The sequence below is a fragment of the Roseateles paludis genome (genome assembly GCF_039872745.1).
In the GTDB taxonomy this organism is placed as follows: domain Bacteria; phylum Pseudomonadota; class Gammaproteobacteria; order Burkholderiales; family Burkholderiaceae_C; genus Pelomonas; species Pelomonas paludis.
This window is the reverse complement of record NZ_JBDPZD010000001.1, coordinates 31,148-54,276: the sequence shown is the minus strand read 5'-3', so window position 1 is coordinate 54,276 and position 23,129 is coordinate 31,148. Positions and strand designations below refer to the sequence as shown.

At 70.5% G+C, this 23,129-nt stretch carries 25 protein-coding genes; 10 read left to right on the top strand and 15 right to left on the bottom strand.

Annotated elements, in window-relative coordinates; translation table 11 throughout:
* Position 1: 1 nt before the first annotated feature.
* On the bottom strand, positions 2–2,170 hold the full coding sequence (locus ABDJ85_RS00280; protein WP_347702724.1) for a cyanophycin synthetase: 2,169 nt from the start codon (positions 2,168–2,170) through the stop codon (positions 2–4).
* Between the two features lie 99 nt (positions 2,171–2,269).
* Here ABDJ85_RS00280 and ABDJ85_RS00275 point away from each other — a divergent pair, with 99 nt between their 5' ends.
* Genes ABDJ85_RS00275 through ABDJ85_RS00265 form a run of 3 tightly spaced genes read left to right on the top strand, consistent with a single transcriptional unit; the run spans position 2,270 to position 5,495 of the window.
* Complete coding sequence (locus tag ABDJ85_RS00275; protein WP_347702723.1) at positions 2,270–4,558, top strand: cyanophycin metabolism-associated ABC transporter; 2,289 nt, start codon at positions 2,270–2,272, stop codon at positions 4,556–4,558.
* Positions 4,555–5,028: a RidA family protein gene (locus ABDJ85_RS00270; RefSeq protein ID WP_347702722.1), complete on the top strand. Its 474-nt coding sequence runs from the start codon at positions 4,555–4,557 to the stop codon at positions 5,026–5,028. Before ABDJ85_RS00275 ends, ABDJ85_RS00270 begins: the two co-directional genes overlap by 4 nt.
* The gene (locus tag ABDJ85_RS00265) at positions 5,025–5,495 is read left to right on the top strand and encodes a cyanophycin metabolism-associated DUF1854 family protein (RefSeq protein ID WP_347702721.1); all 471 of its coding nucleotides are present in this window, start codon (positions 5,025–5,027) and stop codon (positions 5,493–5,495) included. The genes ABDJ85_RS00270 and ABDJ85_RS00265 overlap by 4 nt, the downstream gene beginning before the upstream one ends.
* 239 nt (positions 5,496–5,734) lie before the next feature.
* Here the strand turns inward: ABDJ85_RS00265 and ABDJ85_RS00260 are convergent, their stop codons facing one another.
* The 3 genes from ABDJ85_RS00260 to ABDJ85_RS00250 are packed head-to-tail and all read right to left on the bottom strand — an operon-like array spanning position 5,735 to position 8,493.
* A complete protein-coding gene (locus ABDJ85_RS00260; RefSeq protein ID WP_347702720.1) occupies positions 5,735–6,346 on the bottom strand; it encodes a redoxin domain-containing protein in 612 nt (203 codons plus the stop codon).
* A gap of 53 nt (positions 6,347–6,399) precedes the next feature.
* Positions 6,400–7,809, bottom strand: coding sequence for a sensor histidine kinase (locus ABDJ85_RS00255; RefSeq protein WP_347702719.1), 1,410 nt, complete (start codon positions 7,807–7,809; stop codon positions 6,400–6,402).
* A 12-nt stretch (positions 7,810–7,821) separates the two neighbouring features.
* Entirely contained in the window at positions 7,822–8,493 is a 672-nt protein-coding gene (locus ABDJ85_RS00250) for a response regulator (RefSeq protein WP_347702718.1), read from the bottom strand.
* A gap of 143 nt (positions 8,494–8,636) precedes the next feature.
* Between ABDJ85_RS00250 and ABDJ85_RS00245 the strand changes: the two genes are divergently transcribed.
* From ABDJ85_RS00245 to ABDJ85_RS00235, 3 genes are read left to right on the top strand one after another with little or no spacing between them, the layout of a single operon-like run.
* Positions 8,637–9,485 (top strand): alpha/beta hydrolase, encoded by an 849-nt coding sequence (locus tag ABDJ85_RS00245; protein ID WP_347702717.1) that lies wholly within the window; start codon positions 8,637–8,639, stop codon positions 9,483–9,485.
* A complete protein-coding gene (locus ABDJ85_RS00240) occupies positions 9,466–9,735 on the top strand; it encodes an acyl carrier protein (RefSeq protein ID WP_347702716.1) in 270 nt (89 codons plus the stop codon). The genes ABDJ85_RS00245 and ABDJ85_RS00240 overlap by 20 nt, the downstream gene beginning before the upstream one ends.
* 12 nt (positions 9,736–9,747) lie before the next feature.
* Positions 9,748–10,962: a beta-ketoacyl-[acyl-carrier-protein] synthase family protein gene (locus tag ABDJ85_RS00235; RefSeq protein WP_347702715.1), complete on the top strand. Its 1,215-nt coding sequence runs from the start codon at positions 9,748–9,750 to the stop codon at positions 10,960–10,962.
* Here ABDJ85_RS00235 and ABDJ85_RS00230 read toward each other — a convergent pair.
* The 5 genes from ABDJ85_RS00230 to ABDJ85_RS00210 form a co-directional block, all read right to left on the bottom strand.
* Positions 10,959–13,034, bottom strand: a complete 2,076-nt coding sequence (locus ABDJ85_RS00230) for a protein-disulfide reductase DsbD family protein (RefSeq protein ID WP_347702714.1) — start codon at positions 13,032–13,034, stop codon at positions 10,959–10,961. The genes ABDJ85_RS00235 and ABDJ85_RS00230 overlap by 4 nt on opposite strands.
* Before the next feature lie 71 nt (positions 13,035–13,105).
* A complete protein-coding gene (locus ABDJ85_RS00225; protein WP_347702713.1) occupies positions 13,106–13,747 on the bottom strand; it encodes a hypothetical protein in 642 nt (213 codons plus the stop codon).
* Complete coding sequence (locus ABDJ85_RS00220) at positions 13,744–15,036, bottom strand: hypothetical protein (RefSeq protein WP_347702712.1); 1,293 nt, start codon at positions 15,034–15,036, stop codon at positions 13,744–13,746. Before ABDJ85_RS00220 ends, ABDJ85_RS00225 begins: the two co-directional genes overlap by 4 nt.
* A gap of 87 nt (positions 15,037–15,123) precedes the next feature.
* On the bottom strand, positions 15,124–15,288 hold the full coding sequence (locus tag ABDJ85_RS00215; protein ID WP_347702711.1) for a hypothetical protein: 165 nt from the start codon (positions 15,286–15,288) through the stop codon (positions 15,124–15,126).
* A 117-nt stretch (positions 15,289–15,405) separates the two neighbouring features.
* Positions 15,406–16,122 carry a ProQ/FINO family protein gene (locus ABDJ85_RS00210; RefSeq protein ID WP_347702710.1) on the bottom strand — a complete coding sequence of 239 codons (717 nt, stop codon included), beginning with the start codon at positions 16,120–16,122 and terminating at the stop codon, positions 15,406–15,408.
* A 144-nt stretch (positions 16,123–16,266) separates the two neighbouring features.
* Between ABDJ85_RS00210 and ABDJ85_RS00205 the strand changes: the two genes are divergently transcribed.
* Positions 16,267–16,788: an RNA polymerase sigma factor gene (locus ABDJ85_RS00205; protein ID WP_347702709.1), complete on the top strand. Its 522-nt coding sequence runs from the start codon at positions 16,267–16,269 to the stop codon at positions 16,786–16,788.
* Positions 16,789–16,822: 34 nt separating this feature from the next.
* Positions 16,823–17,662 carry an anti-sigma factor family protein gene (locus ABDJ85_RS00200; RefSeq protein ID WP_347702708.1) on the top strand — a complete coding sequence of 280 codons (840 nt, stop codon included), beginning with the start codon at positions 16,823–16,825 and terminating at the stop codon, positions 17,660–17,662.
* Here ABDJ85_RS00200 and ABDJ85_RS00195 read toward each other — a convergent pair.
* From ABDJ85_RS00195 to ABDJ85_RS00185, 3 genes are read right to left on the bottom strand one after another with little or no spacing between them, the layout of a single operon-like run.
* Complete coding sequence (locus tag ABDJ85_RS00195) at positions 17,659–17,892, bottom strand: DUF2798 domain-containing protein (RefSeq protein WP_347702707.1); 234 nt, start codon at positions 17,890–17,892, stop codon at positions 17,659–17,661. The genes ABDJ85_RS00200 and ABDJ85_RS00195 overlap by 4 nt on opposite strands.
* Positions 17,892–18,479, bottom strand: coding sequence for a flavodoxin family protein (locus tag ABDJ85_RS00190; RefSeq protein ID WP_347702706.1), 588 nt, complete (start codon positions 18,477–18,479; stop codon positions 17,892–17,894). Before ABDJ85_RS00190 ends, ABDJ85_RS00195 begins: the two co-directional genes overlap by 1 nt.
* A gap of 33 nt (positions 18,480–18,512) precedes the next feature.
* On the bottom strand, positions 18,513–19,010 hold the full coding sequence (locus tag ABDJ85_RS00185) for a DUF2938 family protein (protein ID WP_347702705.1): 498 nt from the start codon (positions 19,008–19,010) through the stop codon (positions 18,513–18,515).
* A gap of 89 nt (positions 19,011–19,099) precedes the next feature.
* On the opposite strand from ABDJ85_RS00185, the gene ABDJ85_RS00180 reads away from it, so the two are divergent.
* Together ABDJ85_RS00180 and ABDJ85_RS00175 are read left to right on the top strand one after the other, a co-directional pair.
* Entirely contained in the window at positions 19,100–19,540 is a 441-nt protein-coding gene (locus ABDJ85_RS00180; RefSeq protein ID WP_347702704.1) for a helix-turn-helix domain-containing protein, read from the top strand.
* A gap of 97 nt (positions 19,541–19,637) precedes the next feature.
* Complete coding sequence (locus ABDJ85_RS00175; protein WP_347702703.1) at positions 19,638–20,300, top strand: PEP-CTERM sorting domain-containing protein; 663 nt, start codon at positions 19,638–19,640, stop codon at positions 20,298–20,300.
* Between the two features lie 10 nt (positions 20,301–20,310).
* Here the strand turns inward: ABDJ85_RS00175 and ABDJ85_RS00170 are convergent, their stop codons facing one another.
* The 3 genes from ABDJ85_RS00170 to ABDJ85_RS00160 are packed head-to-tail and all read right to left on the bottom strand — an operon-like array spanning position 20,311 to position 23,124.
* Positions 20,311–21,012, bottom strand: coding sequence for a response regulator (locus tag ABDJ85_RS00170; protein ID WP_347702702.1), 702 nt, complete (start codon positions 21,010–21,012; stop codon positions 20,311–20,313).
* A complete protein-coding gene (locus ABDJ85_RS00165) occupies positions 21,012–22,268 on the bottom strand; it encodes a sensor histidine kinase (protein WP_347702701.1) in 1,257 nt (418 codons plus the stop codon). Before ABDJ85_RS00165 ends, ABDJ85_RS00170 begins: the two co-directional genes overlap by 1 nt.
* Before the next feature lie 13 nt (positions 22,269–22,281).
* The gene (locus ABDJ85_RS00160) at positions 22,282–23,124 is read right to left on the bottom strand and encodes a prohibitin family protein (RefSeq protein ID WP_347702700.1); all 843 of its coding nucleotides are present in this window, start codon (positions 23,122–23,124) and stop codon (positions 22,282–22,284) included.
* Between the last annotated feature and the right edge of the window lie 5 nt (positions 23,125–23,129).

Below are 23,129 nucleotides of genomic sequence, written 5' to 3'. Positions count from 1 at the left end.
CTTAAGCCAAGTGCAGGTCAGGCACGAAGGTGTCGAGGCCGGCGGCGATCAGCTCCGGCGAGATCTTGAGTGCCCAGCCGGCGGCGACGGCGGCGAGCAACGTAGCGGCGTCCGTCTTGCCGGGGCCGAAGCGCTTGAGCAGGGCGTCGAGGTTGGCGCCCGAGGTCTCGGCCGGGCCCTCGGCCAGCACGGCGGCACCGCCGCGCAGGAAGACGGCGCGGCCGCCCTTGGCGCGGTGCTTGGTGATGGCGTCGAGGCTGCCGTCTTCGGCGTAGAACAGCACCTCGCCGTCGCTCAGCTCGGCCATCTCGGCAAGGCGCGGGTCAGCGGCATGGAGCACGGCGGCGCCGTCGGACAGCACCACGTCCACTTGCGTGCGCATGACCTTGAACATCTTGTCGGCATCCTGGATGTCATGGTCCGCCAACTGCTCCATGCCGCCCATGTCGGTGACGACGCCGACGTTGCAGCGGTCGTAGGAGAGGCCGTCGGTCAGGATGGAGCGCGCGTCGTTCTCGATCACGGCGGCGTTGACGACACGGTTCATCAAGAGGCGATGGGCCGAGTCCCAGCGCGAGGAATCGCGCTTCTCGACGCAGCGGGTGCCGAGGAACAGGCCCTCGCGGCAGGCCAGGCCCACGTGCTTGCCATTCAGGTGCAGCAGCCAGGCGACGAGGCGCGACACGATGCTGCCCCCGCGCGAGCCGGCCACGCCCACGATGGGGATGCGGCCGGTTTCGTCCTCGGCAAACAGGTGGTCCACGATGGCCTGGCCCACGGGCTGCGGGCTGCCGGTGGCGGGCTTCAAGTGCATCAGCAGGCCGGGGCCGGCATTCACCTCGACGATGGCGCCGCCGGTCTCTGAGAGCGGCCTGCTGATGTCGGGGGTGACGAGGTCGATGCCGGCGATGTCGAGGCCCACGGTGCGTGCGGCCAGCGACACGGCATGCGCCACCTCGGGGTGGACCAGGGCCGTGCAGTCGTTGGACACGGTGCCGGTGCGCTGCACCATCACCTGCTTGCCGGCGGGGGGCACGTCGTCCGGCCCAAAGCCCTGGCGCTGCAGGTCGAGGCAGATGACGGGTTCTTCCTCCAGCACGATGAGGCTGAGCGGGAACTCCTCGGCGGTGCCGCGCCGGGGGTCGGTGTTGAGCTGCTGTTCGATCAGCTGGCGCACGGTGTGCGTGCCGTCGCCGGTGACGTGGAACTCCTCGCCGCGCGAGGCGGCCACCACGCGGCCGCCCACCACCAGCAGGCGGTGTTCGACGCCGGGGATGAAGCGCTCCACCAGCACCTCGGTGCCTTCCTTGTCGGCCAGGTGGAAGGCGGCGTGAATGTCGTCCTGCTTGCGCAGGTCGAGCGTGACGCCGCGCGCATGGTTGGCGTCCGAGGGCTTGACGACCACGGGCAGGCCGATGTCCTGCGCGGTGGACCAGGCTTCCTCGGGCGACTTGACGGCCGAGCCTTCCGGCACGGGCACGCCCACGGCCTTGAGCAGGGTCTTGGTCAGGTCCTTGTCGCTGGCGATGTTCTCGGCGATCGCGCTGGTCATGTCGGTCTCGGCCGTCCAGATGCGGCGCTGGCGTGCGCCGTGGCCGAGTTGCACCAGGTTGCCGTCGTTAAGGCGGATGTGCGGGATGCGGCGGTCCGTGGCGGCCGAGACGATGGCGGCGGTGGAGGGCCCGAGGTAGCAGTCGTCCAGCTTGTCGCGCAGCCGGGCCACGGCGGCGGGCACGTCGAAGGGCTGGTCGTTGATCATGGCCATGATCAGGCCGTGCCCTTCCGCCAGCGCAGCGCGGGCCACCTGCTCGTCACGGGCGCGGAAGACCATGCGGTAGACGCCGCGCTTGGAGGTGGAGCGCGTCTGGCCAAAGCCCGTGGGCATGCCGGCCAGGTTGAGCAGTTCAATGACGATGTGCTCCAGCACATGGCCGCACCAGGTGCCCTCGTGCAGACGCTGGATGAAGCCGCCGCGCTCGCCCACGCCGCAGTGGTGCTCGACCAGGGCCGGCAGGGCGGCGGTGAGGCGCTCGTTGAAACCCGGCAGGGTGTTGGACGGGAAGTCTTCCAGCTCCCCCAGATCCAGCCAGACCTCCAGCACCGGCCGGTAGGTCCACATATTGGGGCCGCGCAGGTAGTTGATGCGCAGCAGTTGGATGTCTGGTTTCATGGGCGATGGGGTGGGGATCGGGTACTGCCGCGTGGATTGTCTGCTGAGAAAGAGGCGAGCTTTGAGGGGAGAATTCGGCGGCTCAACGCCTCCGCTTCCATGCATTCACCGTCAGTTACGAATCCTCAGCATCCTCAAGCTGCCGCCCTCGAAGCGAGGCTGGCGTCCGGCGAGAACGTGCTGACGCGCCTGGAGGTTGACCTGGACGCGCAAGGGCGCTTCGCCCGGCCGCTGCTGGTGCTCACCACCCAGCGCCTGCTGGCCTGGGAGCCGGTTGACAACAGCTGGCGTGACTGGCGCCTGGCGCCCGGGCAGAGCCTGCGCTTGAGCGACCACGGCGGCCTGGCCCTGATGGAGCTGCTGGCGCCGCAGGGGCGGCTCGCTCAGTTCCGCTTCACGCTGGCGCACAACGTGGCGGCCACGCGCTTTGCCGAAGCCTTTGACCGCCAGGTGCAGCTACTCACCGGCATCGCCCCCGAGGCCACGGACGACGCCGCCCTGTGCCCCAGCTGCCAGGCCCCGCTGCCGCCCGACAGCGAAGACTGCCCCATCTGCGAGCGCGAACTGCACACGCCGCCCTCCACCTGGGTGCTGCTGCGGCTGTGGCGCTTTGCCAAGCCCTACCAGGGCCAGTTGCTGCTGGGCTTTGCGCTGATGCTGGGCTCCACGGGCGCGACCCTGGTGGCGCCCTACCTGACCATGCCCTTGATGGACAAGGTGCTGATCCCCTTCCAGAACGGACAGGCCATCGACCCCAGCCTGGTGGCCATGCTGCTGAGCGGGCTCTTTGGCGCGGCGCTGGTGTCCTGGTCGCTGGGCTGGGGCAAGACCTATCTGCTGGCTCTGGTGTCGGAGCGCATTGCGGCCGACCTGCGCACCACGACGTTTGAGCACCTGCTGGGCCTGTCGCTCGAATACTTCGGCACCAAGCGCACCGGCGACCTGATGGCCCGCATCGGCTCCGAGACCGACCGGATCTCGATCTTCCTGTCCTTGCACGCACTCGACTTCATCACCGACGTGCTGATGCTGACGATGACCTCGATCATCCTGTTCAACATCCACCCCGGCCTGGCGCTGGCCACGCTGCTGCCGCTGCCCTTGATCGCCTGGCTGATCCACCAGGTGCGGGACCGCCTGCGCACCGGCTTCGAGAAGATCGACCGCGTCTGGGGCGAGGTCACCAACATCCTGGCCGACACCATCCCCGGCATCCGCGTGGTCAAGGCCTTTGCGCAGGAAAGCCGTGAGGCCAAGCGCTTCAAGGACGCCAACGCCAAGAACCTGCAGGTCAACGACCGTCTCAACCGCACCTGGAGCCTGTTCACGCCCACGGTGGCCCTGCTCACCGAGATGGGCCTGCTGGTGGTCTGGGGCATCGGCATCTGGTTGATTGCCGGGGGCAGCATCACGGTGGGTGTGCTCACCGCCTTCCTGGCCTACATCGGGCGCTTTTACGGCCGGCTTGATTCGATGAGCCGCATCGTCAGCGTCACGCAAAAGGCGGCGGCTGGCGCCAAGCGCATCTTCGACATCCTCGACCATGTGTCGAACGTGCCCGACCCGGTGAACCCGCTGCCCTACGAGAAGGCCAGCGGCGCCATCAGCCTGCAGGGCGTGAACTTCCGCTATGGCTCGCGCTCCATTATTCGCCAGCTGGACCTCGACATCCGCCCCGGCGAGATGGTCGGCCTGGTGGGCCACAGCGGCTCGGGCAAGAGCACGCTCGTCAACCTGATCTGCCGCTTCTACGACGTGAGCGAGGGCGCCATCAAGGTGGATGGCGTGGACCTGCGCCGCATCAAGGTGGCCGACTACCGGCGCCACATTGGCCTGGTGCTGCAGGAGCCCTTCCTCTTCTTCGGCACCATCGCCGAGAACATCGCCTACGGCAAGCCCGATGCAAGCCGCGCCGAGATCGTGGCCGCTGCGCGCGCCGCGCATGCGCACGAGTTCATCCTGCGCCTGCCGCATGGCTACGATAGCCTCGTCGGCGAGCGCGGCCAGGGCCTGTCGGGCGGTGAGCGTCAGCGCATCTCCATCGCCCGCGCGCTCTTGATCGACCCGGCCATCCTGATCCTCGACGAAGCGACCAGCGCCGTGGACACCGAGACCGAAAAGGAAATCCAGAAAGCCCTGGACAACCTCGTCAAGGGCCGCACCACGATTGCCATTGCCCACCGCCTCTCCACGCTGCGCAAGGCCGACCGCCTGGTGGTGATGGACCGTGGCGAGATCGTCGAGCTGGGGCCGCACGATGAACTCATCGCCAAGCAAGGCCACTACTGGCGTCTCTGGGAAGCCCAGGCCCGCAAGGCCGAAGAGGCTGAGGACGGCGGCTTGATGGTGGTGGCGCCCAACCCACATGCCCATACGGTGAACGCATGACCACACGCGACAAAGCTTTCGAGAAAGCCTGCAAGGACCACGGGCTCGACCCTGCCGCGCCGCTGGTGGTGGGCGGCAACTACCTGCCCCTGGCGCAAGACGGCAAGACGGTCTACCTGGCCGGCCAGATCCCCAAGGTGGGCGACAAGGTCATCGTCACCGGCAAGCTGGGCAACCCGCTCACCGTGCCGCAAGGCCAGATTGGCGCGCGCATCTGTGTGCTGCGCGGCTTGATCGCACTGCATCAGCACCTCGGGTCGCTGGACAAGATCAAGAGCGTGCTCAAGCTCAATGTCTACATCCAGTGCACGACCGACTTCACGCTGCACAGCGAAGTGGCGGACGGCGCATCGGACCTGCTGGTGAGCATCCTTGGCCCGGCGGGCGCGGCGCCGCGTCTCTCGGTGGGCTGTGCGCAGCTGCCCAAGAACGCCGCCATCGAGCTCGACTTCATCGTGAACACCGTATGAGCACGCCTTTTCAAAGCCTGCACCGTGATGCCTTCGGCAAGCTCGTGCTGGTGGCGCTGGATGGCGACACCCATGTGGGCGTGACGCCCGTGCGTGCCCATCCTTTGAGCGCGCCGGACGAGGGCCTGTCTCTGGTGGGCTCGCATGGGCACGAGGTGGCCTGGGTCGAGCGCCTGGCCGACCTGCCCGACGCCGCGCGCGAGCTGATCGAGGTCGAACTGCGCCAGCGCGAATTCCACCCCCAGATGCGCAAGCTGCTGGCCGTCAGCACCTTCTCCACGCCCAGCCAATGGACGGTCGAGACCGACGTTGGCAGCTTTGACTTCCTGCTGCGCAGCGAGGAGGACATCCGGCGTCTGGATGAAGGCCGACTGATGATCACCACCAGCCACGGCGTGCAGCTCTTCGTGCCGGATCGCTGGAGCCTGGACCGGCACTCCAAGCGGCTGCTGGAGCGCTTTCTCTAACCTAGATCCGGCAGTTGGGCGCGCCCGAGGGGCTGGCGGGGCGGGTTGCCAGCAAGGCGCGACGACGCAGCGGGCTCGTGCCCGCCAGGAGGAGCAACGCCGCTGGCGGCCCGAAACGACAGACCAGCGGGCGTGCAGCGTTCTCTACCTGCGTGGTGAAGTTCGACATAGCCCCAAGGTGTTGATCCACGGGAACTTTCGGTGAGTAGTGAGCGGTCAACTGCCGGATCTAGGTTCAATCAGCTCGCGTACTTGACCGAGCAGCCGTAGGGCAGGGTGCTGGCGTCCTGCACCTTGCGGCCGGCCGCCAAGTCGGCCAGCGCGGCGGGCACGTACTGCTTGGCCTTGGCGATGTCGGCGGGGTCGGCGCTGGCGATGGCGTCGATGCCGCCCTTGTAGGCCAGGCGGCCATCGGGGCGGATGATGAACAGATGCGGCGTGGTCTTGGCCGCGTAGGCCCGGCCGATCTCGCCTTTGGGGTCGAGCAGCACGGCGGTCGCGGCGGCGCCGCGGCTCTGGTTGAGCTTGAGCGCCGTCGGGCCATCCACATGGCCTTGCTCGCCCGGTGCCGAGCTGATCACTTGCAGCCACACCACGCCTTGCGCTGCGGCCGCCTTTTGCTGGCTTTGCAGGTTGCCGGCGCCGTAGTGTTTGCGCACATAGGGGCAGTCGTGGTTGGTCCACTCCAGCACCACAGTCTTGCCTTTGAGGTCGGCCAGCTGGAGCGGCTTGCCTTCGGCGGTGAGGGCCTGGAAGGCGGGCGCGGGCGCGTCCAGCACGGGCGTGGCGAGGGCAGTGCCGGCGGTGGCGGTGATCAGGCTGGCAAGCAGCAGGGTGCGGCGGGTGGGCATCGGTGGACCTCCAATGCCGCGCAGCATACGGAGGCCGCGAGGCCCTGTGCCGATCAGGGGTTTGTGCCGGGCAGGCTGAGGCGCACGCGCAGGCCGCGGCCGTGGGCGCCGTCGAGCAGGTCGAGGTGGCCGCCGTGGCGGGTGGCGATGTCGGCCGCGATGGCCAGCCCGAGGCCGCTGCCCGTGCCGGCCGTCGCCTTGCCGCGCCGGAAGCGCTGCAGCGCCGAGGGCCGGTCCTCGGGGGCGATGCCGGGGCCGTTGTCCTCGACCTCGATCCAGGCCTCGGGGCCCGTGCTGCCGCAGCGCACGGTGACCTGCGCGGCCGGGCCCGCGTAGTTGACGGCGTTGTGGACCAGGTTCTCCAGCAGCTCGCGCAGCAGGAAGGCATCGCCGCGCACGGCGGCAGGCGCCAGCTCAAAGCCCAGGTCGAGCCCCACGGGCAGCTCGCGGCGCGCCCAGTCTTCGCCCAGCTGGGTGGCCACGTCGCGCAGGTCCAGGATCTGGTCGGGCGGCTCGGTGTTGGCCTCGCTGCGGGCCAGGGCCAGCAGCTGCTGGGCGAGGCGGGCGCTGCGGTCCACGCGCTGCTGCAGCCGGCCAAGCAGGCCGTTCACGTCGAGCGCGCTTTCGCCCTTGTTGAGTTCGAGCATGGCAAGTTCGATCTCGGTGCGCAGCGTGGTCAGTGGCGTGCGCAGCTGGTGGGCCGCGTCGGCCAGGAACTCGCGCTGGGCTTCGGCGGCGCGGGACAGGCGGTCAAACAGGCGGTTGAAGGCGGCCTGCAGCGGCGTCAGCTCCTCGGGCAGGGCCGAGGCCAGCGGCTGCAGGCGGTGCAGGTCGCGCTGCTCCAGCTCCAGGCTGAGCGCGGTGACCGGGCGCAAGCCCTGGCGGATGGCCCACCACACGGCGGCCGCCATCAGCAAGGCCAGCCCGATGCCGACGATGACGAGGTCGGCCCCGATCTCGGCCAGCAGGGAATGGCGCTTGCGCAGGGTCTCGGCCACCAGCACCTGGCAGGTGTGGGCGCCGCAGGGCGTGCCCAGCTGCACCAGGCGCAGCTCGCGGCCGTCGAGTTGCACATTGGACTGGCGGTGCTGCCCGGCCTTCAGCGTCTCGGGGGCCGGCTGCACGCGCAGCAGGGCCGCATCGCCCAGCAGCGGCCGCTGCCCCGGCGCGACGGCCACGTAGAGGATCTCGTCCTGGCTGTCAAAGCGCAGGGCCTTGTCCATCGGGTTGGAGATCTCGATGCGCGGCTCGTTGCTGCGGGCGTCGAACTGCGCGGCCAGTGTGAGGGCAATGTCCTCCAGCGCTTCGTCCAGCGAGCTGTTGGCCGCGCGCTCGATCTGGTCAAACAGCAGCAGGCCCAGCAGCGGCATCAGCAGCAGCACCGGCACCATCAACCAGCTGAACAGCCGGGTGTGCAGGCTGGCGGGCCGGACGGACATGCGCAGCAGGCGGTCGGCGCTCACGCGATCCAGCGATCAGGACGGCGTTTCTTCGAGCAGATAGCCCAGGCCGCGCACGGTGCGCAGGCGCACGCCAGCAGGCTCGATCTTGGCGCGCAGGCGCGACAGGCAGACCTCGATGGCGTTGTCGCTCACGCCCTGCTCCCAGGCATTGCTGGACAGGGCGATCTGCTCCTTGCCCACCACCTTGCCAGCGCGCTGCATCAGGTAGCCCAGCACGTCCCACTCGCGGGCCGACAGGGCCAGCGGCTCGCCGCCCACATAGCCGCGCCGGGCTTCGAGGTCGAGCCGCAGACGCGCCAGGCTCAGGGTGTTGCTGGTGCGGGCCTGGCTGCGGCGCACCAGCGCGCGCGCGCGGGCTACCAGCTCGCTCAAAGCAAAGGGCTTGACGAGGTAGTCGTCGGCGCCGGCCTCCAGGCCACGCACGCGGTCCTCGATGGCGTCGCGCGCGGTCAGCAGCAGCACGGGCAGGCTGATCTCGGCGGCACGCACGCGGCGCAGCGTCTCGTAGCCATCGATGCCCGAGAGGCCGATGTCGAGGATCAGGATGTCATAGGGGTCGCTGCGCAGCGAGGGCAGCACTTGCTCGCCGCGCGCGCTGCAGTCCACCACCCAGCCTTGCGAGCGCAGCGCGCGCGAGGTGGTTTCAACCAGTTGTTCGTCGTCTTCGACCAGCAGGATACGCATGGAGCAAGTATGCGTTGGCTGGCCTGAGATGGTGCTGACGGTCGGCTGACGCCGCCGCCGCTCCCCGATCCAAAGGGGGTGAGGACAGCTGGGGGCAAGCTCATGGAACTGTCCCTGACGGGCTCGAATTCGACACTTGGCACATGTCCCTGAGTCCTGATGCGGCGCCGCTGTCGCGCCGCCCCGCCGTGCTGCTGTTGCACGGCCTGTGTGCCAATCCCCTGGAGCTGATGCCGGTTGCCAAGGCCCTGCGGTCGGTGGGTTACGTGGTCGAGGTGCCGGCCATGGCGGGCTATGGCATCACCGCTGCCGCCGGCTTGAGGGCGCCCGTGCCGCCCTTTGAAGACTGGCTGGCCGAAGCCGAGCGCCGCTTCGATGCGCTGGCCGCCGAGCACGACAGCGTGGCGGTGGGCGGCCTGTGCATGGGCGCGGTGCTGGGCCTGGCGCTGGCCGCGCGGCGCCCGGCGGCGGCGCTGGTGCTGATGTCCACCACGCTGCACTTTGATGGCTGGAACGTCTCGCCCTGGCGGCGCCTGCTGCCGCTGGCCTACCTGCCCTTCCTGCGCCAGCGCATGAGCTTCCAGGAGACGGCGCCCTTCGGGCTCAAGAACGAGCGGCTGCGGGCCTGGGTGGCCCAGGCCATGGCCACCAGCCAGGTCTCGGCGGTGGGCGCGGCGCGGCTGTCGGCGGCGGCGCTGTATGAGTCCACGCGCTTGATCCGCCATGTGCGGGGCCGGCTGGGCCAGCTCGGCCAACCCGCGCTGGTGCTGCATGCCACCGAGGACGACGTGGCCGGGCCGCGCTCGGTACACGAGCTTCAGGCCCGCCTGGGTGCTGCGCCCGAGGTGCATTGGTTTGGCGACAGCTATCACATGCTCACCCTCGACAACGAACGCGATGTCGTCGCCCGCCGGGTGTGCGACTTTCTCTTGCGCCACCTGCCGGTGGCCTCTTCCCCCTCTGGAGTGCTTCATGACCACCACCACGCTTGAACGCCTGTGCGCCATCGCTGAACGCGAGCTGGCCGTCGAATCCCTGGCGGACAAGGTCGACACGCCCTTTGCCGAGCTGGGCATCGATTCACTCGGGCTGGTGGACTTCATGTTCACGGTCGAGGACGAGCTGCACGTCAACATCGAGCATGACCGCGCGATGCGCACGCCCACGCTGGCCGGTCTGGCCGGCTTGGTGGACGAACTGCTGGCGGCCAAGGTCGATGTTTCGACCGCCGCCGTGGCCTGACGCCGAGCGCGCATGCGCATCCTGATCACGGGCCTGGGCGCCATCAGTGCGCTGGGCGCCGATGCTGAGGCGCTGAGCGACGCGCTGGAGGCCGGCCGGTCCGGCGTGGTGGCCCACCCGGGCAGTGCCGAGCACGGCCTGGCACCCTGCGCCGTCGCGCCGGTCACCCAGCCGCTGGCTGTGGGGCTGTCACCCGCGCAGCGCAATCTGCATGACCGGCACAGCCTGCTGGCCCTGGAGGCCTGCGCTCAGGCCTGGGCCCAGGCGGGCCTGCCCGAGAGCGCCAGCGAGCCCGACCGCGCGGCCGTGGCCTGGGGCACGGGCCTCGGGGGCTCGACCTCGATGGAGGCCTCCTACCAGCAGATGTTCACCGCGCGGCCGCCGCGCATCCACCCGTACACGGTGGTGCGCGTGATGGCCAACTCGGCGGCCTCGCATCTGTCGATGAAGTACCAGTTGCGCTCGGCGCAGCTGGCGGTGTCCAACGCCTGTGCATCCTCAGCCCAGGCGATTGGTGAGGCCCTGTGGCTGCTGCGCACGGGGCGGGCTGACCTGGCCCTGGTGGGCGGCTCGGAGTCGCTGCTGCACGTGGGCAGCCTGCTGTGCTGGCAGGCCATGGGTGTGATGGCCAAGCTGGACGCGGCCGCACCGGCCGAGAGCTGCCGGCCCTTTGACGACGCACGCCAAGGCCTGGTGCTGGGCGAGGGCGCAGCGGCCCTGGTGCTGGAGACCGAGGCCCACGCCTTGGCCCGGGGTGCGCGGCCGCTGGCCGAGCTGGCCGGCTATGGCCACAGCACCGATGCCGTTCACCTTTCGCGGCCCGATGCCGCCGGCCAGGAGCGTGCGATGCGCATGGCTTTGCAGGACGCTGGCCTGCGCCCGGCCGACATCGGCTACGTCAATGCCCACGGCACCGCCACCGACGCCGGTGATGCGGTGGAGGCGGCCTCAGTGGCCGCAGTGTTTGGCGCCCGAGGCGTGCCGGTCTCGGCCACCAAGGCCCTGCACGGGCATTTGATCGGCGCCGGTGGCGCCCTCGAACTCGTGGCCACGATCCAGGCGCTGCGGCGTGGCCGCTTGCCGGCCAATGCCCATTTGCGGTCCAGCGCCTTGCTCGATCAGCTCGACCTCATCCAGGGCGCGCCGCGTGCGGTGGCGGCCGAGGCGGCGCTGTCCAACTCCTTCGCCTTTGGCGGCAGCAATGCCAGCCTGGTGGTGCGGCTCTAAGTGCGGCCGGCCAAGGCCTCGGTCACGATCGACGGCGTCAGGATCTGCGGCAGCACCACGGCCTCGGCGGCGCCCGGCGCAAAGTACAGGTAGAGCGGCACGCCCGAGCGGCCATAGGCCTTGAGCAGGGTGGTGATCTTGGGGTCCTCGCGCGTCCAGTCGCCCTTGAGGTAGGCCACGCCGTGCTGCGCAAAGGCGGCCTGCACCTCGGGGCGCGACAGGGCCACGCGCTCATTGACCAGGCAGGAGATGCACCAGGCCGCCGTCAGGTTGACGAACACCGGCTTGCCGGCAGCGCGCAGCTCGGCCAGGCGCTCGGGGGCATAGGCCTCCTCCTGCGCGCTGGGCGTGGCCACGGCGGCGGGGCCCTCGGTGAGGTGCAGTGCCTGGCTCAGCAGCAGGGCCACGGCAATGCTGCCCAGCAGCGCCGCGCGCCCCAGCAGCGTGGGCCCGGCCACGCGACGCCACCACAGGCCAAAGGCCACGGCCACCAGCGCCAGCAGGGCGACGGCCACGCCGTCGGGCCCGGCTTGCTGGGCCAGCACCCAGAGCAGCCAGACGACGGCCGCCAGCATCGGGAAGGCCAGGAACTGACGGAAGGTCTCCATCCACGCCCCCGGGCGCGGCAGCCAGCGCTGCGCCGCCGGCCAGAAGGCCAGCACCAGGAAGGGCAGGGCCAGGCCCAGGCCCAGCGCCAGCAGCACCGCGATCAGGACCGGCGCCGGTTGCGCCACGGCAAATGCAATCGCCGCCCCCATGAAGGGCGCCGTGCAAGGCGTGGCCACCACGGCCGCCAGCACGCCGGTGAAGAAGGTGCCGACCCAGCCCTGGCGCGCGGCCAGGCCCGAGCCCAGGCCGGCCAGCGAGCTGCCGATGTCAAGCAAGCCCGCCAGGCTCAGCGCCACCAGGAAGAGCAGCACCGCGACGACGTAGACGAACACCGGCGAGTGGAACTGGAAGCCCCAGCCGATCTGCTGCCCCCCGGCCCGCAGCGCCACCAGCACCGCGCCCAGCAGCGCAAAGCTGGCCAGCACGCCGGCCGTGTAGGCCAGGCCTTCGGCCTTGTGGTCACCACGCTGCACCAGGGCCAGGGCCTTGATGGACAGCACCGGGAAGACGCAGGGCATGAGGTTGAGGATCAGGCCGCCCAGCAGCGCCAGGCCCAGCGCGGCGGCGAGGCCGAGGTCGGGCTCAGGCGGTGCGGCGATGGGCTCAGCCGGTGCCAGGGCTCCCGGCGCCGGGCCGGTGCCAGCGCCTTCGGGCATGGGCGTCGAGACCTGGTAGGCACGGCTGCCGTCGGCGGTAGTCAGCAGCAGCACACCGGCCAGCGGCTGTCCGGCGGGCAGGGGCGGGTCGCCAGCGGTCAGCAGCAGCTGCGCCTGGGCGCCTTCGCTGCTCAGGGCCTGCGGGCTGCTGGGGTTGACGGCACCCGGAGTGGCCGCAAAGAAATAGGCCTTCTTCAAGGGGCCCGAGGGCCAGACGAGGCGCACGCCCTGCGCAGCGGGCTCGGCCTTGAGGGCAAAACCGGCGGGCTCGGGCAGCGCGGCGCGGTAGGCCTTGAGCTGGGCAGCGTCGGGGCTGTCCGTGCCGGTGGCGGCCACGGGCAGGTCGAGCCCCAGGGTCACCTGCTCCGGGATGCAGATGTCCTTGCACACCAGCCAGCGCACGGCGGCCGTGGCCGTGAAGCGCGAGCCCGGTTTGGCGTCAGCCGGCACGCTGAGCTGCACAGCCAAGCCGACCTGGCCCTCGTAGCCGTAGTTGACCAGCGGGCCGATGGGCTGCACCGAGGGCGTCGGCCATTCGATCTCGCCGGCTTGGGCGCCGGCTGGCAGCGTCCACTGGAGGCTGGTGGCCTGGCCCGAGTCGCCAGGGTTCAGCCAGTAGGTGTGCCAGTGCGGCTTGATGCGCTGCTCCAGCGCGACGCTGAAGCGCTCGCCCGGCGCCACGCTGCTGCGGCTGCTCAGCAGCCGGGCCTGGACGTGGTCAGTGCTGGCCTCAACGGGCGCCGCCGCCAGGGCGGGCAGGCTGCCCAGCAGCATGGCGAGGCAGAGGGCAAGGAAGCGTGCGTACATCCCGCCATGCTATTGCCGTCCGGCCCGGCGCAGGCCCTCGGCCACGAAAGACCTGAATCCGGCCAGCAGGCTCAGGGGGCGGGCGGGTCGGCCGCCGGCCGGGTCGAGGGCACCGTCTGGAGCTGGGCCGGCACGGTGCTGGCCTCCTCGGCGCCCGGCTCGGCCGGCAAGGTGCTCGGGCCCTCATCCAATTCATCGCCGGCAGCGGTGCCCGCGCCATCGGCGGGCTTGCGCCGGCGGCTGGAGGGCAGCTTCAACTGCACCCGCTTGGCACCCAGGGCGCCCAGGTAGGCGCCGCCCACCACACCCAGGATGTTGAAGATGCCGAACAGCGGCGGTGCGCTGGAGTTGAACAGCAGCGTGGTCAGCGGCTGGGAATAGGTCTTGGGGTTGAGCGCGAAGTAGAACGCGCCGTAGATCAGCCAGCCGGCCCAGGCCACGCCGATGCCCCACAACAGCCAGGCGATCTGCGGGCGGTGGCGGCGCTTCTTGGGCTTGAGCGTGAAGAAGGCCCAGACCATGGCGATGACGCCGAGCAGCAGGGCGACGACGATGGCTTCACCCACCACCACCGACACGGCGTTGCGGCCGCCCAGCGGCGCATACCAGTGCCGGGGCAGGCCATTCTTGGCGTAGCGGATGGCCGCCACGTTGCAGGCACTGAACATCAGCAGGCCGGAGATGAAGGCGGTGGCGATGCGGGCAGCTCTCATGGCGGCGCATTGTGGGGCTGTGACGCTGGAGCGGTACCGGCAGTAATCCCGGGGAGGCCGGGATTCATGAGCGGCATGGCCTGGATGCGGGATTCGATCAGGGCCATCAAGCGCCGGTAGCCGGGGCCGTTCAAGCCGCCATACAGCTGCTTGAGCTGGGCTTCGGTCAGGAACTCGGGCAGGTCGGCCACCTCGGGTAGCAGCAGGCTCTCGGCATGGGGGCGAGCGAGCAGGCGCTGCACATGAAGGGGCTGGCTCAAGGCCAGCTCGCCAACCCGCGAGCCAGCGCGGTCGGCGGCCAGGTCGTTGAAGCTGAAGCCGCTGCCGCCGCGGGCGTCTGCCAGTTCCTTGTCGATGCCGATGATGTCGGACAGCGGGCCACCCGCTGCGGCGGCGATGGCGGCCGAGTAGGCCCAGTGCAAGGGGAAGTCTTCGCGGCCCACCAGACGCAGGTTGAGCGGCGGCAGCGCCGGCCAGGCCTGGGCCATGGGCAGCAGCTTGGCCCAGCCCCGGCCTGACATGTTGACGGCGAGGGTCAGCAAGGCCATGCGGTTTTCGGCGGCCGGGTCGGCGCCGGCGGCGGTGCGCTGCTCGGCCAGGGCAAAGAGGGTGGTCAGCACCTGGGCCAGTGAGACCGGGGTGCCTGCCTGGCGCTGGCTGGCCCAGCCGGCCAGGGCTTGCTGGTAGACCAGCGCGCGCTCGCGCTCGGCGGGTGGCCAGACGCCATTGAGCAAGCGCTCCACACTGTCGGGCCGCCAGCGCAGCATCACGTGCACCTGGCCCGGGCGGAAGCGGATCTGCTCGGCCAGGAAGCGCAGCGCCCGCAGCGGCTCCAGGGCGTTCTGCCGGTCCAGCCAGGCCAGCAGGGCCCAGCGGGTGAGTGAGGCCGGCAGCGGCAAGTGCCCCAAGCGAATGCCATGCAGGCTGGGCCAGCCTTCTTCCTGCTGCAGTTCGGCCTGCAGGTTCAGCCAGAAACCGCCCAGCGGCACGCTGGCGCGCACCAGCAGGCGGGCGTCCTGGACATCGAGGCGCACGCCGGTGCCCGGGCGCTGCTGGGCGGCCAGCGACAGCAGCAGGTTCAGCTCGGACTCGGTGGCCGCCAACAGTGCCGGGCGCAGATGGACCATGCGGCGCGGGTCGAGGCGCTGCACCAGGTCGCGCAGCGCCGCGCCGTCAGCGGTAGTGGGGGTGGCGGTGGGGGGCACCACCGGGGCAGTCTGCAAGGCCAGCGCGACGAGGATCGCCAGGCCCAGCACCAAGGCCAGCAGGCCTCGCAGGATCCATTTCATGTCGCGCAGTCTGCCAGCAGGCAATAAAAAAGCCCGCCATCGTACTGACGGCGGGCTGTCGGGGTGTGCGGTGCTGCGCGGGGAGACTCAGCGCTTGCGGTCCATGCGGGTCACGAGGTCCAGGCGACGGCCCCAGGGCAGGGCGGTGTCGAAGGACTCATGCTTGCGACCTTTGTCGGCATTCCATTCGCTGCTCAGGTCCGGCATCGGGTGACGGCGGGGCAGGGCGGCGTGGCGGGGCTGGACTTTCATCAACATGGCTTTGGCCTGATCTCGCGCTCCCGAAGGGGTGCGATTGCGGGCTCAACGACGCCCGGGCCGGCTTGGTTGACAGCGCCGGCAACAAAACTTCGCGTTTACGCGTTTTCCCTAGGTTTTGGGTGTTTGGGGGCGCGGGCCGCGGCGTCCTGGTTCGGCGTTGCGGCGGTCGGGGCCGGGCTTGCGGCCGTCCCGCTGGGGTGGGCGGGGGCCGTCCCGGCGGGGTTCGGGCGGCTGCTCGGCGCGCTCCTTGCGGGCGATCTCCAGCAGCCCGGGCAGCTCTTCGGCGGTGACGCCCTTGAGTGCACAGAAATTGCCTTCGGTCAGCGTGGTGCGCTCAAAGTCGTACAGCAGCTGGGCGCGGTTGCGGCGCTGCTGGTCTTCCAGGGCCTGGCGCTCCTGCTGCAGGCCACGGCGGCGCGCCAGCTCCTCGCGGGCGACGTTGCGGTGCTCGTCGGTGATCTCGTCGGCTGGCTGGCCGTCCAGGTCAAACCGGGTCTTGGCCTGGGTGATGCCGACCAAATAGGTGGTGCTGCCGGTGTGGCGGCGCAGGAACTGGCTGAGCTGCGCCTTGCTGAACTCACCCGGCGCGCGGGCCTGGATGTCGGCCTGGATGCGCAGCTTGAGCGGCTTGCTGCGGCTGGCAAACACGGCGGGGAAGCGTGCCTTCAGGGCGGCTGCCACCTCGTCGGGCGAGCGGGATGCGCTCCCGGCTGGGGCGGGGGTGGCCGTGGCCGCCGGGGCAGTTTCCGGCGTCTGCGGCATCGGGGCCTCGCTGGTGGGCTGGGGCTCGGGGGCCGGCTGTGAGGTGGGGGCGTCGGAGTGCATCGTGCTGCAAAAGGGTGGGCGCGGATTATCAGGGGCGGGCAAAGTGCGCGCTTGGGGGTCGACGACCGCTGCCGTGCGGGCATGATGGGAATAAACCGCCCGCCCCGCCCGTCCATCCTCTCGCCTGCCGCCGTCTCGCACCCGATGTCCGACGAAAACGACCTGCTCAGCTGGGTGCCGCGCCTGCGCCGCTACGCGCGGGTGCTGCGCCACGATGCCGATGAGGCCGACGATCTGGTGCAGGACACCTTGGAGCGTGCGTGGTCGCGCGCGGGGTTGTGGCAGGGGGTGACGGACATGCGTTCCTGGCTCTTCAGCATCATGCATAACCTGCACGTCGACGCCCTGCGACGCGGCAGGCTCATGACCGTGCCCCTGGATGACGATGAGGCAGCGCCTGGGCCCGCAACGCCAGCAACCGGCGGCAGCCCCTTCGGCCTGCTGGTGGTGCGTGACCTGCAGACCGGCCTCGATGCCCTGCCGCCCGAGCAACGCGAGGTGCTGCTGCTGGTGGCGCTGGAGGGCATGTCGTATGCCGAGGTGGCGCTGTTGCAGGGCGTGCCTATCGGCACCGTGATGTCGCGCCTGTCGCGGGGGCGCGAGCGATTGAGACAACACATGGAGGGCGGCCGCCCGGCGGCCAGCAGCCCGGGGGCGAGGAACTGAGATGAGTGCAACGACGCCGACCCCAGCGCCGGGGATGATTGATGACGCCGAACTGCACGCCTTTGTCGACGGGCAGCTCGACCCTGCGCGCCGCGCCGCCGTGGAAGCCTGGCTGGTGGCCAACCCCGAGGCCGCTGCCCGTGCGGCTGACTACGCCGCACTGAACGAACAGCTGCGCGCCCACTTCGAGCCCGTGCTGGCTGAGGCGCCCCCGACGCGGCTGCGCACCAAGGCAGCGCCTCTGGCGCGCCCACGCCCGGCCTGGAGCTGGGCGATGGCAGCGAGCCTCGCGGGGGTGCTGGTGTTGGGTGGTGCGCTGGGCGGCGCGCTGGGCTATGGCCTGCGGGGTGCGGGGCCGGGCGAGACGCAGCTCGCCATCGCACCCGGGACAGCCGCCGTGCCTGGTTTTGCCGAGCGGGCGGTCGTTGCCCACACCGTGTTTGCGCCCGATCAGCGACGGCCCGTCGAGGTCGACGGTGAGCACGAGGAGCAATTGGTGCGCTGGCTGTCCAAGCGGCTCGGGGCGCCGATGCGCGCGCCGCAGTTGCAGACGCTGGGCTATGCGCTCGAAGGCGGCCGGCTGCTGCCCGGTGGCCAGGGTCCCGTCGCCCAGTTCATGTACCGCGACAGCCAGGGCGGCCGCCTGACGCTCTACGTCAGCAACGAGGCCCAGGCCGGCGCTGCAGCGGCGGGCGGCGAGTTCCGCTACCTCGAAGACGGCGCGGTGCGCAGCTTCTACTGGGTGGACGGCACCTTTGCCTACGCCATCACCGCAGGGCGCGACCGGGCCGACCGCCGCGTCCTCGGGGACGTGGCGCATGAGGTCTATCGGCAGCTGACGCAGCCGGTGGCGGCTTCAGCGGCGAGCTCTTAGTTCGCGTCCACACAGGCCGCCACCAGGCGGCGGGCCAGCGGCGCCACGACCAGCACCGTCGGGAAGGCGATGGCCCAGGCGGTCAGCCAAGCCAGCGCCCACAGGCCCGGGAAGGCCGGCGACCAGCCCAGGTTGCGATAGGTCGAGATGCCAGCCACCAGCAGCGACATCAGGCCCGACAGGATGAAGCCGAACAGCAGCGGCGCGAGCTTAGGCGGCAGGCGGGCCATCACGCCACCTCCGCCACTGACTGGACGCTGCCCAGGCGCAGCAGGGTCTGGGCAAAGTTGCGGCCAAACAGGCGCGCGGTCTTCAGGTCACCCGGCGAGAAGGCGTCGGCCGGCGCGGCGTGGCCCGACTGCGCCATCAAGCCCGACCAAGAGCCCAATCGGTTGGCCGCTTCGGCCTCGGGCACGCCGTCGTGCTGCTCGGGCAGGATGGGGTTGCCCACCCACAGCATGCCGTGCTGCATGCAGAACACGAACATCGACTGCAGCGTGGACTGCTTGTCGCCTGCCGGCAGCGAGGACACCGTGAAACCCGCCGCCAGCCGGCCCTTGAGCCCCTGCTGGCGCCACAGGCGGCCGGTGGCGTCCATGAAGGTCTTGAAGGTGCCCGACACGCCGCCCAGGTAGGTGGGGGAGCCGAGGATCAAGCCGTCAAAGGCGGTCAGCGCGTCCGGCCGCGCAGTGAGGCTGGCGGCCTCGATGCGCTCGACCTCCACCCCCGCTTCTTCGCGGGCACCTGCGCAGACCTGGCGGGCCAGATGGGCCGTGTGCCCATGGGCACTGTGATAGACGATGGCAATACGTGGCATGGAAGTTCCTTAGCGTTGAGTCAGTGAGAGAAATCAGGCCAGCACCTGGGCCAGCAGTGCAGCGGCCAGGTAGAGCCCCAGCCCGAACACCGTGTGGTTGGCCAGGCTGCGCAGGCGGTTGTGAAGCGGCGTGGGCGTCTTGCTGGCGGCAAAGCCCAGGCCCATGGCGGGCTGCATCACGGCCAGCGGCATCACCACCGTGGCGGCGCCCACCAGCACGGCCGGCAGCAGGGCCGGTGCTTGCAGCCAGCCGGGGCCCTGCACCCCCACCAACAGGCCGGCAAAGGCGATGCCGACGCCGTAGTGCGTGAGCCAGCCCAGCAGCAGCTCATGCGGCACCGGCGCGGCCCGGCCGATGGCGGCGTGCCGCAGCTGGCCGTGCGCCATGTGCCCGACCCAGCGCCCGATCAAGGCAAAGCTGCCGGTCGGGACGCCCAGCCGCTGCAGCAGCCAGAGCCAGGCGTCCAGCAGGGCGGTGGCGCCGATGCCGACGAGTGCGATATGGGCCAGATCCGGGGTGGTGGGCAGCATGGCGGGGTCCTTTCTCGGGTTGACGCGGGAGTGCTTTGATGTGACTCTAGAAGTTGAAGTCAAGTTCAAGTCAAGCGAGGGGCCGCCGTATGGACATTGCCGAAGTTGCCAAACGATCCGGGGTGCCCGCGTCGGCGCTGCGCTACTACGAGCGGCGCGGCCTGATCCGCTCGCTAGAGCACGATGGCGCGCGCCGCAGGTTCGCGCCCGGCGTGCTCGATCAGCTCGCGCTGATCGCCCTGGGCCAGGCGGCCGGTTTCTCGCTTGACGAGATCCGCACCATGCTCACCGCCGAGGGTGGGGCGCAGATCGACCGCCGCCAGCTCAGCGCCAAGGCCGACCAGCTCGACCAGGCCGCGCGGCGCCTGCGGGCCGTGAGCCTGGGGCTACGGCACGCCGCCGTCTGCCCGGCGCCCAGCCATGCCCAGTGCCCCTCGTTCCAGCGCCTGCTGAAGGCGGCCGCGGCCGGGGCCTTGGAGGCGCGGCGGGAGGCCAGCCAGGCGCGCAAGGGCCGGGGGTCTGGGGATTGAGCTTCTAGGGGGGCTGGGGAATGGACGCCGGCCGCACGCGTCCATCACTTTGACGGCCGCACCGGCCTTCGCCCCTCAACCCCTCCCGGAGCCCACCATGCACCTGAAGCACTTCACGCCGCGCCCCTTGCTGACGGCCCTTGGCCTGCTGCTGGCTGCCGCGCCGCTGGCCCACGCGGCCGATGCCATCAACGACGCCGCTGGCGACTACCTCGGCAGCTTCACCGGCGCCCATGCGGGCGACCTCGACGTCCTCTCGGCCACGGTGCTGTATGACGCCACCAGCCACCTCTTCAGCCTCTCGGCCACCTTTGCCGGCAATGTGGGAACGACGCCCTCGGCCTTCTTCGTCTGGGGCGTGAACCGGGGCAGCGGCACGGCCGGCTTTGCGGCCCAGGGGGTGGGTGGCGTGCGCTTTGACCGCGTCATCTTCCTGCGCCCCGGCGGCACCAGCAGCGTGCAGGTGGCCGGCAACCTCGCGCCCGGCTCGGTCACCTGGAGCGGCGCCACGCTCACGGCCATCATTCCGGAGGCCATGCTGCCCAGCAATGGTTTTGCCAACAAGCTCGACTACACCTGGAACCTGTGGCCGCGTGACGGGGCCGTTGGGGGCTTTGCGGCGATCTCGGACTTCGCGCCCAACAACGCCAACTTCACGACCACGGCTGGCACCGTGACGGCAGTGCCGGAGCCGGCGACAGCCGCCCTGATGCTGGGCGGCGTGCTGGGCTTGCTGGCCTGGCGCCGCCGCCAAGGCTGAACCAAGCGAGTTACCGGGCCTCGGCGATGCGATAGCCCACGCCGGGCTCGGTCAGCAGCACGCTGGGCTCGGAGGGGTTGGCCTCCAGCTTGCCGCGCAGCTGGGCCATGTAGAGCCGCAGGTAGTGCGTCTGCTCGCAGTGCACGGCGCCCCAGACGTCGGTCAGCAGCTTGCGGTGTGTCACCACCTGGCCGGCCTGGCGGACGAGGCGGGCCAGCAGGTCGAACTCGCGCGGGGTGAGGCGCACCTCGGCGCCGTCGCGGCGCACGCGGCGCAGCTTGAGGTCAATGTCGAGGCCGTCTCGCTGGTAGTGCGTCACCGCGGCCTCGAGTAACCGGCCCCGGTGGCGCAGGGCCACGCGCATGCGGGCCAGCAGCTCGCCAATGCCAAAGGGCTTGACGAGGTAGTCGTCGGCGCCGGCGTCGAGCAGCTCGATCTTGGCGCCCTCCACCTGCCGGGCCGAGATCACGATCAGCGGCGTGGACTGCTTGCGCCGCAGCTCCAGCAAAAAGTCGGTGCCGTCGCCATCGGGCAGGCCCAGGTCGAGCAGCACCAGGTCGATGCCTTGACCTTGTGCGCATAGCGCATGGGCCGCCAGCGCGCGGGCGTCGGCCAGGCTGGCGGCTGGCAGCACCTCGTAGCCTTCGACGGCCAGGGCCTCGCGCAGCGTGGCGCGCAGCTCGCGGTCGTCTTCAACGAGCAGCACGCGCATCAGACCTCCTCCATCGCCGGCACGTCGCGCAGCGGCAGCCGGAACTCGAACGCCGTGCCGCCGTGGCCACGCGGCCGCAGCTTGAGCGAGCCGGCGTGCGCCTCGGCAATGGCGCGGCACACGGCCAGGCCCACGCCCGCCCCGGCGCGGGCGCCCTGCGGGCCGGCGTCGCCGCGCTTGAAGACCTCGAACACCCGCTCGCGGAAGGCGGGTTCGATGCCCGGCCCCCGGTCGCGCACCGCCAGCAAGGCGTCAGCGCCGGCACGGTGCACCAGCAGCTCCACGGGCGCATCGGCGGCGCTGTACTTCAAGGCGTTGTCCACAAGGTTGTCCAACAGTTGCGAGACCAGCAGCGCGTCGCACCACAGCAGCGGCAGGCCAGGCTCGACATGGGCGTGCACGCGGCTTCCTTCAGGGCGGCGGCGCACGCGGCGCAGGGCCGTGGCCACGATCTCCTCGGCCGACTCCCAGTCGCAGCGCAGTTGCATCCCGGGCGCGCCCAGGCGAGCCAGCTGCAAGGTGTTGTCGGTCAGACGCGCCAGGCGCGAGACCTCTTCGACGATGCCCTGGGCCAGTTGCTGGCGCTGGGCCAGGCTGAGCTTGTCTGACTGCGTCTCCAGCGAGGTGGCCGCGCCCATGATGGTGGCCAGCGGCGTGCGGTAGTCGTGCGAGATGGCGGCCAGCAGTGCGTTGTTGAGCGCCTGGGCCTGCGCGCGCTCGCGGGTGTCGCGGTCGCGCTCGCGCTCCAGCCGGCGCTCCACGGCAAAGCCGCATTGGCCGCAGAGCGCCTCGGCGTGGCTCAGCATCCAGGGCGGCAGGCGGCGCCCGCCGCTACTGGCCAGCACGGCCACACCGAGCACGAGGTCGCGGCCTTGCAGCGGCAGGTAGAGAAAGGGCTGGGCCTCCTCGCGGCCGGTGCCGGGGCCCAGGGAGCGGGCGCCATCCAGGCAGTAGCGGATGCCGGCGCGCTGCTCGGCGCTGAGCTGGCCGATTTCGTTCAGCTCAGGCACGGCGTCAGGGTCGGTGGGCAGCGCGCGGCGCAGGGCCAGGCTGACGCTGCAGCCGGTGAACTCCTGCAGCCGCCGCTGCAGCGCCTCGGCCTGCGCGGTCGGCGAGGGCGCGTCGCGCAGTTGCTCGCCAAACTTGCGCAGGCTGCGCTCGCGCTCCGCGCGGCGGTGTGCGGCCTGCGCCCGCTTCATGGACCAGAGCGTCTGGCCCACCAGCAGCACGGCCCCGGCGGGCAGCAGCCAGTTCATGCGCGCAGCGTCCTTACTTGGGCAGTTGCATCAGCGCCGTGGTGCTGCCGCCCAGTTGGGTGGTGGGCAGCTTGCCGTCCCACTTGTCGATCCACTTCAGCTGCACGTACTCGGCACCGCCCTGCTTGTTGATGGCTTCGGCCTGGGCGCGGATGGCCTCGGCCTCGGCCTTGGCCGTGGCCACGCGTTGCTCGCCCTCGGTCTTGATGCGGGCCAGGTCGTGCTCGGCCTTCTTGGCTTGCTGCTCGGCCGTCACCTTGGCCTCCACGGCCTGGGCAAAGCCCTTGCTGAAGCTGAAGTTGGTGATGTTCATGTCCTTCACGGTCACGAAGTGGGGTTGCAGGCCGGTGCGGATCGAGGCCAGGAGTTTGTCCCGAACCGACTGGCGCTGCGTGATCAGCTGCTCGGCGGTGTGCTGAGAGGCGGCGGCCTTGAAGGCCTCCTCGATCACCGGCTGCAGCGCGCGGGCCTGCAGCGTCTCCACGTCGCGGTAGTTGCGGTAGACCTCCTTCACGTCAGGCTTGTCCACGCTGTAGACCACCGCCACCTCGGCCGTCACGCTCTGCAGGTCGCGCGTGCCGGCGTCGATGCCCTTGCCTTGAAAGGTGAGCGTCTGGGTGTTGACGGCGTGGGCGCTGTCGATGATGGGCAGCTTGAGGTGCAGGCCTTCGTCATAGATCGTGTCCTGCACGCTGCCGGCGCGCGTGACCACGCCGCTGTAGCCGGGCGGTGTGATGAACCACGAGCCCATCACCACCCAGAGGCCCAACAGCCCCACGGCCCCACCCGTCACCCAGCGGCCAAGGCGCGCGGGCGACGATGGGGTGGCAAAGGTGTCGGAAGCGGACTTGAACACGGCGT

Coding starts and splice junctions, on each gene's coding strand:
- ABDJ85_RS00280 (WP_347702724.1), bottom strand. CDS start 2,170: ATGAAACCAGACATCCAACTGCTGCGCATCAACTACCTGCGCGGCCCC.
- ABDJ85_RS00275 (WP_347702723.1), top strand. CDS start 2,270: ATGCATTCACCGTCAGTTACGAATCCTCAGCATCCTCAAGCTGCCGCC.
- ABDJ85_RS00270 (WP_347702722.1), top strand. CDS start 4,555: ATGACCACACGCGACAAAGCTTTCGAGAAAGCCTGCAAGGACCACGGG.
- ABDJ85_RS00265 (WP_347702721.1), top strand. CDS start 5,025: ATGAGCACGCCTTTTCAAAGCCTGCACCGTGATGCCTTCGGCAAGCTC.
- ABDJ85_RS00260 (WP_347702720.1), bottom strand. CDS start 6,346: ATGCCCACCCGCCGCACCCTGCTGCTTGCCAGCCTGATCACCGCCACC.
- ABDJ85_RS00250 (WP_347702718.1), bottom strand. CDS start 8,493: ATGCGTATCCTGCTGGTCGAAGACGACGAACAACTGGTTGAAACCACC.
- ABDJ85_RS00245 (WP_347702717.1), top strand. CDS start 8,637: ATGTCCCTGAGTCCTGATGCGGCGCCGCTGTCGCGCCGCCCCGCCGTG.
- ABDJ85_RS00240 (WP_347702716.1), top strand. CDS start 9,466: ATGACCACCACCACGCTTGAACGCCTGTGCGCCATCGCTGAACGCGAG.
- ABDJ85_RS00235 (WP_347702715.1), top strand. CDS start 9,748: ATGCGCATCCTGATCACGGGCCTGGGCGCCATCAGTGCGCTGGGCGCC.
- ABDJ85_RS00230 (WP_347702714.1), bottom strand. CDS start 13,034: ATGTACGCACGCTTCCTTGCCCTCTGCCTCGCCATGCTGCTGGGCAGC.
- ABDJ85_RS00225 (WP_347702713.1), bottom strand. CDS start 13,747: ATGAGAGCTGCCCGCATCGCCACCGCCTTCATCTCCGGCCTGCTGATG.
- ABDJ85_RS00220 (WP_347702712.1), bottom strand. CDS start 15,036: ATGAAATGGATCCTGCGAGGCCTGCTGGCCTTGGTGCTGGGCCTGGCG.
- ABDJ85_RS00215 (WP_347702711.1), bottom strand. CDS start 15,288: ATGAAAGTCCAGCCCCGCCACGCCGCCCTGCCCCGCCGTCACCCGATG.
- ABDJ85_RS00210 (WP_347702710.1), bottom strand. CDS start 16,122: ATGCACTCCGACGCCCCCACCTCACAGCCGGCCCCCGAGCCCCAGCCC.
- ABDJ85_RS00205 (WP_347702709.1), top strand. CDS start 16,267: ATGTCCGACGAAAACGACCTGCTCAGCTGGGTGCCGCGCCTGCGCCGC.
- ABDJ85_RS00200 (WP_347702708.1), top strand. CDS start 16,823: ATGATTGATGACGCCGAACTGCACGCCTTTGTCGACGGGCAGCTCGAC.
- ABDJ85_RS00195 (WP_347702707.1), bottom strand. CDS start 17,892: ATGGCCCGCCTGCCGCCTAAGCTCGCGCCGCTGCTGTTCGGCTTCATC.
- ABDJ85_RS00190 (WP_347702706.1), bottom strand. CDS start 18,479: ATGCCACGTATTGCCATCGTCTATCACAGTGCCCATGGGCACACGGCC.
- ABDJ85_RS00185 (WP_347702705.1), bottom strand. CDS start 19,010: ATGCTGCCCACCACCCCGGATCTGGCCCATATCGCACTCGTCGGCATC.
- ABDJ85_RS00180 (WP_347702704.1), top strand. CDS start 19,100: ATGGACATTGCCGAAGTTGCCAAACGATCCGGGGTGCCCGCGTCGGCG.
- ABDJ85_RS00175 (WP_347702703.1), top strand. CDS start 19,638: ATGCACCTGAAGCACTTCACGCCGCGCCCCTTGCTGACGGCCCTTGGC.
- ABDJ85_RS00170 (WP_347702702.1), bottom strand. CDS start 21,012: ATGCGCGTGCTGCTCGTTGAAGACGACCGCGAGCTGCGCGCCACGCTG.
- ABDJ85_RS00165 (WP_347702701.1), bottom strand. CDS start 22,268: ATGAACTGGCTGCTGCCCGCCGGGGCCGTGCTGCTGGTGGGCCAGACG.